This is a genomic window from Enemella dayhoffiae (assembly GCF_002250625.1).
GTDB classification, from domain to species: domain Bacteria; phylum Actinomycetota; class Actinomycetes; order Propionibacteriales; family Propionibacteriaceae; genus Enemella; species Enemella dayhoffiae.
This window is the reverse complement of sequence record NZ_NMVQ01000023.1, coordinates 288,998-303,372: the sequence shown is the minus strand read 5'-3', so window position 1 is coordinate 303,372 and position 14,375 is coordinate 288,998. Positions and strand designations below refer to the sequence as shown.

13 protein-coding genes and 1 pseudogene are annotated in these 14,375 nt (G+C 71.6%); 4 read left to right on the top strand and 10 right to left on the bottom strand.

The features are described from left to right. Positions 1–68 precede the first annotated feature (68 nt). Both CGZ93_RS12360 and CGZ93_RS19500 read left to right on the top strand, forming a co-directional pair. On the top strand, positions 69–1,187 hold the full coding sequence (locus CGZ93_RS12360) for a pyridoxal phosphate-dependent aminotransferase (RefSeq protein WP_229117409.1): 1,119 nt from the start codon (positions 69–71) through the stop codon (positions 1,185–1,187). Positions 1,188–1,189: 2 nt separating this feature from the next. Continuing rightward, complete coding sequence (locus tag CGZ93_RS19500; RefSeq protein ID WP_229117408.1) at positions 1,190–1,336, top strand: hypothetical protein; 147 nt, start codon at positions 1,190–1,192, stop codon at positions 1,334–1,336. Here the strand turns inward: CGZ93_RS19500 and CGZ93_RS12355 are convergent. The 7 genes and pseudogenes from CGZ93_RS12355 to rplU form a co-directional block, all read right to left on the bottom strand. Beyond that, positions 1,314–1,772: a hypothetical protein gene (locus CGZ93_RS12355; RefSeq protein WP_094364448.1), complete on the bottom strand. Its 459-nt coding sequence runs from the start codon at positions 1,770–1,772 to the stop codon at positions 1,314–1,316. The genes CGZ93_RS19500 and CGZ93_RS12355 overlap by 23 nt on opposite strands. Then, positions 1,763–2,122 (bottom strand): hypothetical protein, encoded by a 360-nt coding sequence (locus tag CGZ93_RS12350; protein ID WP_094364447.1) that lies wholly within the window; start codon positions 2,120–2,122, stop codon positions 1,763–1,765. The genes CGZ93_RS12355 and CGZ93_RS12350 overlap by 10 nt, the downstream gene beginning before the upstream one ends. Continuing rightward, complete coding sequence (gene proB / locus CGZ93_RS12345; RefSeq protein WP_094364446.1) at positions 2,119–3,258, bottom strand: glutamate 5-kinase; 1,140 nt, start codon at positions 3,256–3,258, stop codon at positions 2,119–2,121. Before proB ends, CGZ93_RS12350 begins: the two co-directional genes overlap by 4 nt. A gap of 115 nt (positions 3,259–3,373) precedes the next feature. Then, positions 3,374–4,801, bottom strand: a pseudogene (obgE, locus tag CGZ93_RS12340) (GTPase ObgE); the annotation flags it as partial. 111 nt (positions 4,802–4,912) lie between these two features. After that, the gene (locus CGZ93_RS12335) at positions 4,913–5,761 is read right to left on the bottom strand and encodes a siderophore-interacting protein (protein WP_094364444.1); all 849 of its coding nucleotides are present in this window, start codon (positions 5,759–5,761) and stop codon (positions 4,913–4,915) included. A 162-nt stretch (positions 5,762–5,923) separates the two neighbouring features. Further along, positions 5,924–6,196, bottom strand: coding sequence for a 50S ribosomal protein L27 (rpmA, locus tag CGZ93_RS12330; protein ID WP_094364442.1), 273 nt, complete (start codon positions 6,194–6,196; stop codon positions 5,924–5,926). 14 nt (positions 6,197–6,210) lie between these two features. Beyond that, positions 6,211–6,519: a 50S ribosomal protein L21 gene (gene rplU / locus CGZ93_RS12325; RefSeq protein ID WP_094364440.1), complete on the bottom strand. Its 309-nt coding sequence runs from the start codon at positions 6,517–6,519 to the stop codon at positions 6,211–6,213. A 219-nt stretch (positions 6,520–6,738) separates the two neighbouring features. Here rplU and CGZ93_RS12320 point away from each other — a divergent pair, with 219 nt between their 5' ends. Then, on the top strand, positions 6,739–8,313 hold the full coding sequence (locus CGZ93_RS12320) for a BCCT family transporter (RefSeq protein ID WP_094364439.1): 1,575 nt from the start codon (positions 6,739–6,741) through the stop codon (positions 8,311–8,313). Here CGZ93_RS12320 and CGZ93_RS12315 read toward each other — a convergent pair. Together CGZ93_RS12315 and CGZ93_RS12310 are read right to left on the bottom strand one after the other, a co-directional pair. After that, positions 8,305–9,198, bottom strand: coding sequence for a hypothetical protein (locus CGZ93_RS12315; protein WP_094364437.1), 894 nt, complete (start codon positions 9,196–9,198; stop codon positions 8,305–8,307). The two genes, CGZ93_RS12320 and CGZ93_RS12315, sit on opposite strands and share 9 nt — an antisense overlap. Beyond that, positions 9,195–9,944 carry a hypothetical protein gene (locus CGZ93_RS12310; RefSeq protein WP_094364436.1) on the bottom strand — a complete coding sequence of 250 codons (750 nt, stop codon included), beginning with the start codon at positions 9,942–9,944 and terminating at the stop codon, positions 9,195–9,197. The genes CGZ93_RS12315 and CGZ93_RS12310 overlap by 4 nt, the downstream gene beginning before the upstream one ends. Positions 9,945–9,993: 49 nt before the next feature. Between CGZ93_RS12310 and CGZ93_RS12305 the strand changes: the two genes are divergently transcribed. After that, positions 9,994–11,208, top strand: a complete 1,215-nt coding sequence (locus tag CGZ93_RS12305) for a benzoate/H(+) symporter BenE family transporter (protein WP_094364434.1) — start codon at positions 9,994–9,996, stop codon at positions 11,206–11,208. A gap of 128 nt (positions 11,209–11,336) precedes the next feature. Here CGZ93_RS12305 and CGZ93_RS12300 read toward each other — a convergent pair whose 3' ends face one another. Next, a complete protein-coding gene (locus tag CGZ93_RS12300; RefSeq protein ID WP_094364432.1) occupies positions 11,337–14,270 on the bottom strand; it encodes an Rne/Rng family ribonuclease in 2,934 nt (977 codons plus the stop codon). Positions 14,271–14,375 lie beyond the last annotated feature (105 nt).

Sequence of the window (14,375 nt, the reverse complement as noted above, 5' to 3'; positions counted from 1 at the left end):
GTACGCCTCCGCGAGACAAGTTGTCTTGTTCGGTGGAATCCCGGCCCGCATCGACCAGACTGGGGAGGGTGACGACACGACTCGACGGGCTGTCCCCCACCCTGGCCATCAACGAGGAGATCGACCGGCGGCGCCGGGCCGGGCTGCCGGTCGTGCCGTTGGGCTTCGGCGAGGCGAACGTGCCGGTGCTGCCGGAGCTCCAGCAGAAGTTGGCCGAGGCGGCCGCCGAGGGCGGTTACGGCCCGGTGGCCGGCACCGTCGAGCTGCGCGAGGCCGCAGCCGGTTATCTGGGTCGGCGCGGCTGTCGGGCCACCGCGGACACGGTGGTCGCCGGGCCGGGCAGCAAACCGTTGCTGTTCGCGCTGCTGCGGACCCTCGATCTGCCGGTGGTGCTACCTCGGCCCAGCTGGGTCAGCTATGCAGCCCAGGCCCGGATCACCGGCCTGGCAGTGATCTGGGTCGACCCCAGGCCCGGTCAGGGCGGCGTACCAGATCCCACCCGGATCGCCGAGCTGGCCCGCGAACACGCCCGGACCGATGGTCGTCCGCCGTTCAGCGTGCTGCTCACGCTGGTCGACAACCCCACCGGTGCGGTGGCCGATCCGGACACGATCGCCGAGTTGTCCCGGGTGGCCGAGGAACACGACCTGCCGCTGATCAGCGACGAGATCTATCGCGACCTGGTCCACGACCCGGACCGCCGGGTGGTCGGCCCGGCCGAGCTGGTGAGCGGGCGAACCTTCGTGACCTGCGGGTTGAGCAAGAACCTGGCCGTCGGCGGCTGGCGGATCGGGGTGCTGGCCGTCCCCGACAACGAGTTCGGGTGGCACACGCGGGCCGCGGTGCTCAACCTGGCCAGCGAGATCTGGTCGGTGCCGCCGATGCCGGTCCAGCGGGCCGCGACCTGGGCGTTCGGGAACCGCCGGAGGTACGCGGGCGGTTCCGCGACAGCGCCCGGTTGCACGGTGCGATCGTCGGCGGGGTCGCCGCCTGCCTGGCCGAGTTGGGCGTACGCCACGTGCCGGCGGGCGGCGGGTTCTATCTCTATCCCGACTTCGAGGCGCACCGCGAGCGGCTGCAGGAGGCGGGCGTCACCGACTCCGCCTCGCTGGCCACAACCCTGCTGGAGCGGTACGGCATCGCCACCCTGCCCGGGGTCGCCTTCGGCGACGCACCGGAGCGGCTGACGTTGCGGCTGGCCACCTCGATGCTGTTCGGGCGTACGCCGGCCGAACGTCAGCAGGCGATCGACTCCGATCATCCGCTGGGGCTGCCGTGGGTGCGGCAGAACCTGGCCGAGCTGCGGGCCGCGCTCAGCGCGTTGCTGGGCGGCTGAGGCGTACGCTGCGCAGCGCCGCCAGCACCAGCACCAGCAGCGCCACCAGCGCGGCCACCCAGGTGACGGGGATCGAGCGCAACTCCCCGGCGTACCGGGCGAAGGCCGCCCAGCCGAGCCCCCAGGCGATCGCCGCGGCCACCGCGAGAACGCTCCAGCGGTGGGTGAGCAGCCGGCCGGCGGTGACGGCGAACACGGCGAGCACGACCAGCAGGACGACGAGGGTGAGCACGGTCGCCAGAGCGCCGGCAGCGGGTACGCCGGAGCCGACCAGCGCGAGCGCCACGTTGGCGCAGGTCGCCACGCACACCCAGCCCAGGTAGAGCCCGAAGGTGAGCTGCACCCAGACCCGGGCGCCCCAACCGGCGTCGGGCAGGTCGCGGGTGCGGCGGTGCAGCCAGCCGAGCGCGGCGACCAGCAGGGCGATCACCAGCACGCTGCCCCCACCCACTGCGCCTGCACCACGAGCAGCCAGACCCCGTTCAGGGCAAGGGTTGCCGCGGCGGGGATCCTGGTACGCCCGGCCCAGGGCTGGCGCGCGGTCCCGGGCAGCCACTGCCAGAGCACGTAGCCGGCCAGGCCGAGGTAGATCGCCGACCAGATGGAGAAGGCGGGACCGTGTGGGGCGATCAGGGTGGCGTGGTCGCTGAACAGCCCGTTGCCCTGCGCCGACACCGAGGAGCCGCCGACCAGGCCGAGCCCGAGCAGGGTGCCGACGAGCCAGACGACGGCGCTCCCGGTGACGATGAGCCGGTCGCGGAGCAGGGTGTTGGGTGGTTCGGTCACGATTTCTCCCTGTGTCGGTTGAGAATCACCAGCACGTCGCGGTGCACGGCGACCCCTTCGTAGTCCTCGCCGAGGGCGCTGAGCAGCTCGCGGCTGTCCTTGCCGATCATCCGTCGCAGGTCGGCGGCGTCGAAACCGACCAGCCCGCGCGCCGTGACGGCTCCCTCGGGGGTGACCAGGTTGACCGGCTCCCCGGCCGAGAATTCCCCTTCCACGGCGGTGATTCCGACCGGCAGCAGGGACGCGTTGCGTTCGACGAGGGCGCGCACCGCGCCGGCGTCCAGGTGCAGCTGGCCGGCGGTGTAGGAGGCGTGCTGCAGCCAGAGCAACCGGGTCGGTCGGCGCTTGCCGGTGACCGCGAACCGAGTGCCGACGTCAGCCCCGGAGAGCGCCGAGGCGGCGTTGGCGGCGGAGGTGAGCAGGGTCGGGATCCCAGCCGAGGTGGCGATCTCGGCCGCCTGCACCTTGGTCACCATGCCACCGGTGCCGACCGCCGAGCCGGTGCGGGAGATGTCCACCCCGGCAAGTTCGGTCGCGTCGGCGACCTCGGGGATGCGGCGGGCACCGGGCCGGGACGGGTGGTCGGTATGGAGGGCGTCCACATCGCTGAGCAGCACCAGCGCGTCGGCGTGCACCAGGTGGGCAACCAGCGCGGCCAGTCGGTCGTTGTCGCCGAAGCGGATCTCGTGGGTGGCGACGGTGTCGTTCTCGTTGACGATCGGGATCACCCCGAAGTCGAGCAGCTTGGCCAGGGTGCGATAGGCGTTGCGATAGAGGCCCTGGCGGGTGACGTCGTCGACGGTGAGCAGCACCTGACCGACCCGCCAGCCGTGCTCGAGAAACCGCCGCGTGTAGTGCGCCACCAGCAGCCCCTGCCCCACCGAGGCGGCCGCCTGCTGGGTGGCCAGGTCGCGGGGGCGGCGTTTCAGCCCGAGCGGGGAGATCCCGGCCGCGATCGCACCTGAGGAGACCAGGACGACCTCGCGCCCGGCCGCGCGTACGCCCGCCAGGGCATCCACCAGGGACTGGATCCGGTCCGGGTCGATCGCCCCCTGCGGGGTGGTCAGCGAGGAGGAGCCGACCTTGACGACGACCCGGGGTGCGGAGCCGAACCAGTCCGCGGCCAGGTCACTCATCGGCGTCGGCGGTTTCGACAGGCTCAGCCACCGTGCCGGAACGCTCAGCCGACGTGGGGCGGTGGGACTTGGCGTACCCGCGGCGCATGCCCTGGGTCTCGGGCTCGGCACCGGCCTGGGAGGCGTGATATTCGGCGTCGCGGGCGCGGCGGCGGGCGACGGCGGGGCGCTCGTCGAGCACCCGGTCGTCCTCGCCGCGCCGGGAAAGGATCTCGGCGCCGATGTCGATCTGCGGGGAGAAGTCGAAGACGACGGCGTCCTCACCGCCGATGGCGACCGCGTCCCCGGCCCGGGCACCCAGCTCGAGGAGTTTGGTCTCGATGCCGATCCGGTTCAGCCGGTCGGCCAGATAGCCCACCGCCTCGGGGTTGTTGAAGTCGGTCTGGCGGACCCACCGCTCGGGCTTGGCACCGCGGACCCGCCACAGGTGGCCGCCCTCGCCGTCACCGATCCGCTTGATGGTGAACTCCTCACCGCCGGTCACCGGTTCGGGGCGCAGCACCACGCGCGGGGCCGCCGGCGGGGGCAGCGTCTCGCGGCGGCGGCGTACCAGATCTGCCATCGCGAAGGTGAGCGACTGCAGACCCTCCCCCGACTTGGTGGAGATGACGAAAGTGGGCCAACCGCGGGCCTCCACCTCGGGCAGCACGATCTCGGCCAGGTCGTGCCCGTCGGGTACGTCGGCCTTGTTCAGCGCGACCAGCCGGGGCCGGTCGTCGAGCCCGCCGTGGGCGGTCAGCTCGGCCTCGATCACGTCGAGATCCGACAGCGGGTCACGGCCCGGCTCGAAGGTGGCGCAGTCGATCACGTGCACCAGCGCGGCGCAGCGCTCGATGTGGCGCAGGAAGTCGTGGCCCAACCCGCGGCCCTCGGAGGCCCCCTCGATCAGGCCGGGGACGTCGGCGACGGTGAAGGTGGTGTCGCCGGCGACCACGACGCCGAGGTTGGGCACCAGGGTGGTGAACGGATAGTCGGCGATCTTGGGCCGGGCCCGCGAGATCGCGGCCACCAAGGACGACTTGCCGGCGCTCGGGAAGCCGACCAGGCCCACATCGGCGACCACCTTGAGCTCCATGGTGACGCGCCGGGACTCACCCTCCTCACCGAGCAGGGCAAACCCGGGGGCCTTGCGGGCGGCCGTCGCCAGCGCCGCGTTGCCGAGACCACCCTTGCCCCCGGAGGCGACCACCAGCTCGGCACCGTTGCCGGTCAGGTCGGCGAGCTGTTCGCCGGTGTCGGCGTCGGTGATCACGGTGCCGTCGGGCACCGCGAGCACGACGTCCTCGCCGCGGGCGCCGTTCTGGTGGTCACCCTTGCCCGGCTGGCCGTTGCTGGCCCGGCGCCGAGAACTGCGGTGGAACTCCACCAGCGTGGTCAGGCCGGGGTCGACGCGCAGCACGACGGAGCCGCCGTCACCGCCGTTGCCGCCGTCGGGACCGCCGAGCGGTTTGAACTTCTCGCGGTGGATGGAGGCGCAACCGTGTCCGCCGTTACCCCCGGCCACCTCGAGGGTGACCTGGTCGACGAAGGAAGGAATGGCCATGCTGTGTCCCGTCTCTGGCTGCGACCGCCCAGTCTAGCTTTCGGGCGGCAATCGCTGCTGCGGCGACCGCGTCGGCGGCGGTGGACGGCAGGGCGAGCGTACGCCGTCAGCTCAGGCCACGTCGGTCAGCCGCGCCTCGTCGCGTTCCAGCTCGGCGTTGAAGTCGCGCTTGGTCGACTGCCAGCCCGCCTCGTCGAGACCGGTCCGCCAATAGCCGGAGATGGACACCTGGTCCCGGGGCACCCGGTGTTCGACGAAAAGCCACCGACGCAGGTCCTTGACCATCTCGGCGTTGCCGTGCACGAAGGCGCGCAGCTCCGGGGTGGGGGTCACCGCCGCGCGGACCGTCGCGGCGAGGGCGGTGCCGTGGGGGTGGGCGCCCCGGTGCACCCAGGTGACGTCGATGCCGCCGCCGCAGCGTACCGGCACCTCCGCTTCCGGGCTGGACACCTCGAGGAAGGCGCGCGCCGGCGCGCCGGTGGGCAGGGCGTCCAGGGCCGCCGCGATGGCCGGCAGAGCCGATTCGTCGCCGACGAGCAGGTGGTCCCCGGCGGCAGGATCCGGCGCCCAGGCGCCACCCGGACCCAGGAATCCGATCTGTTCCCCGGGCTGCACGGCGGCCGCCCACGGACCCGCGATGCCCTGATCACCGTGCACCACGAAGTCGATCGCCAGTCTTGCCGTGTCGCGATCGAACCAGCGAATCGTGTAGGTGCGGGTGAGCGGCCACTCGTCCGCAGGCCTGGTCGCGCGGAGCTGTTCCGGGTCGAAGGGCCAGGCGTACGCCGCGCCCGGCGGCGGGAAGAGCAGTTTCACGTAGTGGTCGGTGAACTCCAGCGGCGGAAGCTGGCGCAGGTCCTCCCCGGTCAGGATCACCCGGACCAGCTCGGGGCTGAGTCGTTCGGTCGCGACGACCGTCACCGACTTCGGCCTACGCCGCGTGCGCTGCTGCTCGCTCATCGCTGAACCTCTCTTCGGTTGGGTGAGGTTAGCCTAACCTATTCTGCGCGGCACTCAATCCCTGACCTCGGCAGCCGGTCAGCCGTCGCCCCTCAAGCGCGGTCCGGAACGACCAAGCGCCCCGGTCCGCTGGGGGACCGAGGCGCTCTGGTGGAGTGCTTGTCAGCTCGCGCTGGCGGCGACCTCGACCGGGGTCACGTTGACCACGCGGCGCCCGCGCCGGGTGCCGAACTCGACGTTGCCCGCGCGCAGCGCGAACAGGGTGTCATCGCCCCCGCGGCCGACGCCGTCGCCCGGGTGGAAGTGGGTGCCGCGCTGGCGGACGATGATCTCGCCGGCGTTGACCAGCTGGCCGCCGAAACGCTTCACGCCGAGCCGCTGGGAGTTGGAGTCACGACCGTTGCGGGTCGAGGACGCGCCCTTCTTGTGTGCCATCTGTGATCAGCCCCTCACGCCTTGATTCCGGTGACCTTGACCTGCGTGTAGCGCTGGCGGTGGCCCTGGCGCTTGCGGTAGCCGGTCTTGTTCTTGAACTTCATGATCCGGATCTTCGGACCCTTGGTCTCGGCCAGCACCTCGGCGGTCACCGAGGCCTTGTCCAGAGCACCCTTGTCGGAGGTGACGGTTTCGCCGTCGACCAGCAGGAGCGGCTGCAGCTTGACGCTGGAGCCGACCTCGTCGGTGACCTTGTCGATCTCGACGACGTCACCCACGGCAACCTTGTGCTGGCGGCCGCCACTGCGCACGATCGCGTACACGCCTGACCTACTCTCTGTCTTCGTCAATGGGCCCGGCCCCAGCGCGTGGCGCAGGGCGACCCGATCGGTGGAGATGCCGCAGCCGCACGTGGTTCTGCGTCCACTGAGCACCGAGGATCAAGCCTACGCGCCGCTCCCGAGTGGGTCAAACCGGGCCGTTCCTCCCGACTCGCTCCCCGGTTCCGCTCCTGAATGATGCCAACTGGATAGCCTCGCCCGGTGAGCACACAGGTTGATCAGCAGCAGGCGCCCACGCACCGACCCCCGGCGAAGTGGCTGGTGCTCGCCGTCTCGGCGGTGATCACGGCGCTCATCGCGACCTGGGCGCTGCTCGACCCCACCGGAGCCGGCGAACTGCTCGGGGCGGCGGTTCTGCTGACCTCGGACTGGTTCGGCTGGTTCTACATCGCCCTGGCCACCGTGGTGCTGGTGTTCGTCATCCTCGTGGGAGCACGGCATTCCCGGGTACGCCTGGGCAAGGACTCCGATCGTCCCGAGTACAGCACGTTCGCGTGGGCGGCGATGCTGTTCGCCGCCGGCATCGGAACCGACCTGATGTTCTATGCCGTCGCCGAACCGGCCGCCCAATATCTCACCCCGCCGCAGTCCCCCGGCGGCACCGCCGACGCGGCGCGCGAGGCGACCGTGTGGACGATGTTCCACTACGGCATCACCGGGTGGGCGATGTATGCGCTGATGGGGATCGCGCTGACCTATTTCGCCTATCGCAAGGGCCTGCCGCTGGCGGTTCGCTCCGCCCTGTCGCCGCTGTTCGGCAAGCGCGTGCACGGGACCCTCGGCGACGCCGTCGACATCGCCACGATGCTGGGCACCATCTTCGGCGTCGCCGCCTCGCTCGGCATCGGGGTGGTCATGCTCAACGTCGGCCTGGACATCCTCACCGGCGTACCCCAGGGAATCCCGGCCCAGATAGGGCTCACGGTGCTCGCCGTCGTGGTGGCGGCCGTCTCGGCGACCACCGGAGTCGATCGCGGGATCCGATTCCTGTCCCAGCTCAACGTGCTGCTGGCGATCCTGCTGGCCGGCTGGGTGCTGGTCACCGGCGACACCACCTTCCTGCTGCGCGCCGCGGTGATGAACGTCGGCGACTTCGTGGCGATGTTCCCCGGGATGACGCTGGACACGATGGCGTACGGCTATCCGCAGGAGTGGATGAACAGCTGGACGTTGTTCTTCTGGGCGTGGTGGATCGCCTGGGCGTCCTTCGTCGGCATGTTCCTGGCGCGCATCTCGCGGGGCCGGACGATCGGGCAGTTCGTGCTCGGTACGCTGACGATCCCGTTCAGCTACATCGTCATGTGGGTGAGCGTGTTCGGCAACAGTGCGGTGAAACGGATCGCCGACGGGGACGCCGGCTTCGGCGAACAGGCGTCGAACTCCCCCGAGCTCGGCTTCTTCACGCTGCTGCAGACCTATCCGTTGCCGCTGTTCCTGGTCGGGCTGGCCACCCTGGTCGGCCTGTTGTTCTATGTCACCTCGGCCGACTCGGCGGCGCTGGTGATGGCCAACCTGTCCTCCCACCTGCCCGACCCGAAGACCGACGGGCGGGCCACCCTGCGCATCCTGTGGGCGCTGGCGACCGGCGTGCTCACCATCGCGATGCTGCTGGTCGGCGGGATCGACGCGCTCAAGAACGCGACGATCATCATGGCGCTGCCGTTCGCCGTGGTGATGGTGCTGGTGATGATCGGGTTGTACCGGTCACTGGAGCGAGAGCGCACGCCGGAGCTGGCCCGCGAGCCGGAGGCGGAGCCGGGGCGCGAGTCAGCGTAGGTCGTCGGGGTTGGCCAGGCCCGGGGGCAGTCCGTCGAATGGGGCGTACCAGTCGGCATACCGGGCGAACAGCTGCTCGGGCAGCCGGTCGGCGATCAGCGCCAGCTGGGTGCCGAAGTTCTGGGCGTACGCCACCGCCTTGGCCGCGTCGTCCACCTCGGGAGTGGCGATCAGGAAACGGCCGCGGACCCGCCAGGCGAAGGCGACCTCCTTCATCTGGGCGACCACCGGTTCGCTGAAGAAGGCGGCGAGGTATGCCTGTGTCGCGGCTGCGCCGGACCAGGTGCTGGTGATCCGATAGAGCCGGTCGAAGTGCGGGTCACCGGTGCGGAAGGCGGCCTCGGAGCGTACGCCGCGCTCGCGGATCACTTCCAGCGGCGGCAGCGGGCCGGGCAGCGGCACCATCAGGTACCAGCGTCGCCCGCCGTCCGGGTCCACGTGCTCGAAGCCGGTGAACCGGGTCGGTTCGGAGTTGCTGGAGCGCCGCGCCGCGACGAACCCTTCCATCCGGTTCTCCAGGTGCCCGGGGCCGAAGTTGTCCGGCGGCATCGTGTCCGCCCAGAGCAGGGCTAGGTCGCCCACCTCCCGGGTCAGGGTCACCGAGGCGGGGAGGTGCCGGGTGATGGCGAAGCTGTTGCGGCGCCGGCGGGCCCGCTGCCCGGTCAGCCGCCGGGCCCGTTCGACGGGGCCGGGGCCGCCGGATCGCCAGGCGCGGGCCAGCATCGCCACGAACGCCACGCACAGCCCGGTGCCCAGCGCGGGCACCACCAGCCAGACCCCGGGCGCGATCAGCGCACCGACCAGCAGCACCACCGGGCTGAGCAGCACCGAGCCGGCGGCCACACCCCAGGCCGCGTCGGAGCGCCGGGACTCCAGTCCGTTCACGGGCGCGCGCCGGGCAGTAGCGGCCAGCCGCCGCCGGGCGGATCGTCGTGGCGGGCCACGAGCGGGGGTTCGGAGGTGTCCTCCGGCTCGGCCAACCACTGGTCGACCGCGGCGGCGTCCGGGTCGCCGGCGGTGCCGAACTGGTGGTAGACGCTGGGGTCGATCGCCTCGGCCAGCGAGACCAGGTGCTTCCCCTCGTCGGTGATCAACTTCTCGGCGCGCTCGGGCGGGTGGTACGTCGCCAGGTGCAGCAGGTGGTGACCGACGATGCTCCAGTCGATGGGGCTGTGGGTGAGCAGCACCCTGCGTACGCCCGGGGTGACCAGCGCCCGCAACCAGGCCCGGGCCAGCGGGGAACTGTCGTTGGGCACCTCGCTGTCGATCCGGAACGTGTTGTCCAAGGTCGGGTCGCCGAGGCGTACGTCGTGTCGGGAGAAGTCCCCCTGCGCCTGTATGCGCAGATAGGGCAGCTCACCGTCGAGGCGGACCAGCAGACAGCTGCCCAGCCCGCGGCCGAGCAGGTCCCCCACCCCGAACGCGCACACCTCACGGCCGCGGATCCGGGTGCTGACCAGGTGCCGGTACGCCAGACGCGGCGGCTGGGCGGTCTCCAGCACGTCGGCGGCGACCTGGCGGGCGAGCTCCCGGTTGACCGCGCGCAGCCCGCGCAACGGTTCGGCGTCCTCGCGATAGGCGTACCCGGTCTCGATGCCACCCAGGAGCCGGTCGTCGAAGCGGGTTGCCATGGCGGACATCGTGCCAGACCGGGCGGTCGCCGGCCCTATGATCCGGCTCATGCCCACCTCCGGCGCGACTGACGCGCAGCCCGCGCCCGCGCACGGGACCGCGCACACCCTGCTCGCCGGTGTCGTGTGCGCCCTGGTCGGGTTCACCAGTTCGTTCGCGGTGGTGCTGGCCGGGCTGCGGGCCGTCGGGGCCGATCCGGCGCAGGCGGGGTCGGGGCTGACCGCGGTGCTGGTGGCGATGGGGTTGGGCAGCCTGATCTTCTCCTGGCGCTATCGGATCCCGATCACCATGGCGTGGTCCACCCCGGGGGTGGCGCTGCTGGCCCGCGGGTTGGCGCCGGCCGGCGGCTTTCCGGCGGCCGTCGGCGCGTTCGTGGTGACCGGGGTGCTGCTGGCGCTGACCGGGTTGGTCCGTCCGTTCGGTGACCTGGTGCAGAAAATCCCGGCCTCGCTGGCCAACGCGATGCTGGCCGGGGTGCTGCTGATCCTCTGCCTGGCGCCGTTCCGGGCCCTGGTGCACTCGCCGGCGGCGATCGCCCCGGTGGTGCTGACCTGGTTGGTGCTGCTGCGGTTCGCGCCGCGGTGGGCGGTGCCCGGGGCGCTGGTCACCTCGGTGGTCGTGCTCGGGGTTACCGGGGCGCTCGGCCGGGTGGGGACCGGCGAATTGCTGCCGACCCTGACACCGGTGCTGCCGCGATTCGACCCGGCGACCCTGGTCGCGATTGCCCTGCCGCTGTTCCTGGTCACCATGACCAGCCAGAACATCCCCGGCACCGCGGTGCTGGCCGGTTTCGGCTATCGGACGCCGTGGCTGCCGACGATGGCCTACGGCGGTGGCGCGACCGCGGCGGGGGCGCTGATCGGTGGGCCGGGGGTGAACCTGGCGGCGATCTCGGCGGCGCTGGCGGCCGGCCCGGAGGCCGGCTCGGACCCGGCGCGGCGCTGGCTGGCCGGGGTGTCCTGCGGGGTGACGCACCTGTTGCTGGCGCCCGTGTCGGGGGTGGTGATCGCGGTCTCCCAGGTGGCCCCGGATGGGCTGCTGGCGACGATCGCCGGGTTGGCGCTGGTCGGCACGTTCGCGGCCAGCGCGACCGCGGCGCTGGCCGACGCCGAGCAGCGGGTGCCGCCCGCGCTGACCATTGTGATCGCCGCGACCGGGATCTCCGTGCTCGGCATCGGCGCCCCGTTCTGGGCGCTCCTGGGCGGGTTCATCCTGTACGCCGCCCTAGGGGTCGGGCGTACCCCCCGCGCGAAGGCCGGCTGAGCGGCGAGAGATCAACGGCGCCAACGGCTCAGCCGTGACCGCCCTCGACCTTGCCCTCGGCCCGCCGGAATGGCGTCGGGCGTCCAGACAGGGGTGCTGTCTGGACGCCCGAGGGAGGTGTCTGGCCGTCAGCCGTTCTGGTCGACCTCCGTGGTCACCGGCGCGACCGGCTCGGCGACGATGGGCGGCTGGACAATGGACTGGCCCTGGACGGCGTCCTCAACTTTGACCTCGGGTGCGGCGGCTGCCGGTTCCGGGGACTGGGCCTGGTCGCCTGCAGGCTGTGGCGCGCTCTGCTGCTGAGCCGTGCCCGAATCCTGATCCTGCGGCTCGTCCTGACCCTTGTCACGCGAGTGGGACTTGTCCGACCTGCCCCGGCCACCGCGGTGGTCGGACTTGCCCTTGTCGTTCCCCTGGCCCTTGTCGTTCCCCTGGCCCTTGTCGCTCCCCTCGCCGTCGGAGTTCGACTTGTCCTTGCCGCCGCCGTTGCCACCGTTGCCGCCACCGCGGTTGCGACCACCGCGTCGATCACCACCGTCGGCCGGCGCCTGGGTCTCGACCGGCATCTCGTGGATCTCATACCCACGCCCGGAGCAGTGCTCACAGGTCTCGGTGAAGGCCTCGTGCAGGCCGGTACCGATCTTCTTGCGGGTCATCTGCACCAGGCCGAGGCTGGTCACTTCGGCGACCTGGTGCCGCGTGCGGTCGCGGCCGAGGCACTCGACCAGCCGGCGCAGCAGCAACTCACGGTTGCTCGGCAGCACCATGTCGATGAAGTCGATCACGATGATCCCGCCGATGTCGCGCAGCCGCAGCTGGCGTACCACCTCTTCGGCGGCCTCCAGGTTGTTGCTGGTGACGGTCGCCTCGAGGTTGCCGCCGGAGCCGGTGAACTTTCCGGTGTTCACGTCGATCACCGTCATCGCCTCGGTCCGGTCGATGATCAGCGAACCACCCGAGGGCAGGAACACCTTGCGCTCCAGTGCCTTGGCGATCTGCTCGTCGATCCGGTGCGCGGCGAAGATGTCGCCACCCTCGCGGTCCCACTGCTCGATCCGCTCGGCCAGGTGCGGGGCGACGTGCGAGACGTACGCCGTGACGGTGTCGTAGGCGTCGTTCATCTCCCGGTTGCCGTCGATGACCAGCTTGCCGAAGTCCTCGGTGAACAGGTCACGCACGATCCGCACGGTCGCGTCGGGCTCGGCGTACAACTGCTGCGGGGCCGAGCCGCCGGTCTTCTTCTCGATCGCCTCCCACTGCGCCTTGAGCCGGTTCACGTCGCGGACGAGTTCCTCGTGCGAGGCGCCCTCGGCGGCGGTGCGGACGATCACCGAGGCGTCATCGCCGACGAGCTCGGCCAGGATGTCCTTGAGCCGCTTGCGCTCGGTGTCCGGCAGCTTGCGGGAGATCCCGGACAGGTGACCGCCGGGGGCGTACACGATGTAGCGCCCGGGCAGCGAGATGTGGTTGGTCAACCGCGCACCCTTGGCGCCGACCGGATCCTTGGTGACCTGGACCAGGATCGACTGGCCTGACTTGAGCACCTTCTCGACCTTGCGGTTCTGCCCCTCGGCACCGAAGGAGTCCCAGTCGACCTCGCCGGCGTACAGCACGGCGTTCCGGCCGCGGCCGATGTCGATGAACGCTGCCTCCATCGACGGCAGCACGTTCTGCACCTTGCCGAGATAGATGTTGCCGATCATCGAGCTGGCGGAGGCGCGGTCGACGTAGTGCTCGACGAGTACGCCGTCCTCCAGCACCGCGATCTGCGAGAGCTCGGTGTTCTGCCGGATCACCATGGTCCGGTCGACGGACTCGCGGCGGGCCAGAAATTCAGCCTCGGACAGGATCGGCGCCCGGCGTCGCCCGGCGGCGCGGCCCTCGCGACGACGCTGCCGCTTGGCCTCCATCCGGGTCGAGCCCTCGATCCCGGTGACCTCGTCCTTGGCCCGGTCGGACTTGCTGCGGCGCGGTTCGCGGACCCGGTCAACCACCTCGATGTTCTCGTCGTCGTCGCTGCTGCCGCCCGACTCTCCGCGGCGGCGACGACGGCGCCGGCGACGCCGACCGCTGGACTGCTGGTCGTCGTCGGTGCCAGAGTCGTCGGAATCGTCCGAGTCGTCGGAGTCCTCGGAATCGCCATCCTTGTCGCCCTGGTCGTTCTTGTCGTCGTCCTGGGACCCGTTGCCGTCGGCGTTGGCGTCGTTCGACTCGTCGTCGTTGTCGTCACCGGAGTTGCCCCGCCGGCGACGGCGCCCGCCGCGGCGGCGACGCCGCCGCCGGCCTCCGCCCGACCCCTCGGAGGTGTCGGAGTCGTCCCCGTCGGAATCGTCGTCTTCGGAGTCGTCCCCGTCGGAATCGTCATCTTCGGAGTCGTCCCCGTCGGACTCGGAATCGTCGGAGTCGGCCTTGGAGCCCGGCTCCCCCGCCGACTGGTCTGCAGCGTCGGTTTCCTCGTCGCCTTCTTCGTCCTCGGCGGCTTCTTCGTCCGCGACCGGCGGCTGGGCGGCCACCGGTGTGGGTGGCTGGAACGGGTTGGCCAGGGCGGCGAGTGGCCGCTGCTCCGGGGCCTGTTCGCTGGCCGGCTCCGGCGCGGCGTCCTCGGCAGTCGCGGGCACGGTGTCGCTCTGCACGATCTCGGCCTCAGTGGCAGCCACCTCGGCGGGCTTGGTCTGGGCGGCCGGGGCCGCCTTCTTGCGGGACGTGCGCTTGCGGGTGGGGCGCGCGGGCTCCTCCGCGACGGCTCCGGCGTCGGCCGGAGCGTCCCCGGCGTCACCTTCGGCGGTAGGTGGTTCGGCCCCCTTGCGGGTACGCCGGGTGCGCGCGGCGGGCGCGCTGGGTGCCTCGGCGGTCTTCTTGCGGGTGGCCCGCTTGCGGGGCGCGGGGGCCTCGGCAGCGGCCTCGGCCACCGCATCCGCCTGCGGGGCAGTCGGCTCGGGGGCGGGTGCCGGCTCCTGGATCGGGGCCGGCGGCCCGGCGGGCCGGCTGGCGGCTCGACGGCCGCTCGGGGGGCGGGGAAGTTCCTCGTCGGCGGACGAGGCAGGATTCTGGTCTTCGAGCATTCGCGCTCCTTCAGCCGGCGGGGCCGGCGTACGGCTGCGCACCACACCACCGGCAACCATTGCTGGTCGCGCGTGCAGACGGCGCTGCAGAAGCTATCGGTCCGC

Bases quoted from the DNA above. Each gene is read 5' to 3' on its own strand.
- CGZ93_RS12300 (WP_094364432.1), bottom strand. From the start codon at position 14,270: ATGCTCGAAGACCAGAATCCTGCCTCGTCCGCCGACGAGGAACTTCCC.
- proB (WP_094364446.1), bottom strand. From the start codon at position 3,258: ATGAGTGACCTGGCCGCGGACTGGTTCGGCTCCGCACCCCGGGTCGTC.
- CGZ93_RS12310 (WP_094364436.1), bottom strand. From the start codon at position 9,944: ATGGCAACCCGCTTCGACGACCGGCTCCTGGGTGGCATCGAGACCGGG.
- CGZ93_RS12335 (WP_094364444.1), bottom strand. From the start codon at position 5,761: ATGAGCGAGCAGCAGCGCACGCGGCGTAGGCCGAAGTCGGTGACGGTC.
- CGZ93_RS12305 (WP_094364434.1), top strand. From the start codon at position 9,994: ATGCCCACCTCCGGCGCGACTGACGCGCAGCCCGCGCCCGCGCACGGG.
- rpmA (WP_094364442.1), bottom strand. From the start codon at position 6,196: ATGGCACACAAGAAGGGCGCGTCCTCGACCCGCAACGGTCGTGACTCC.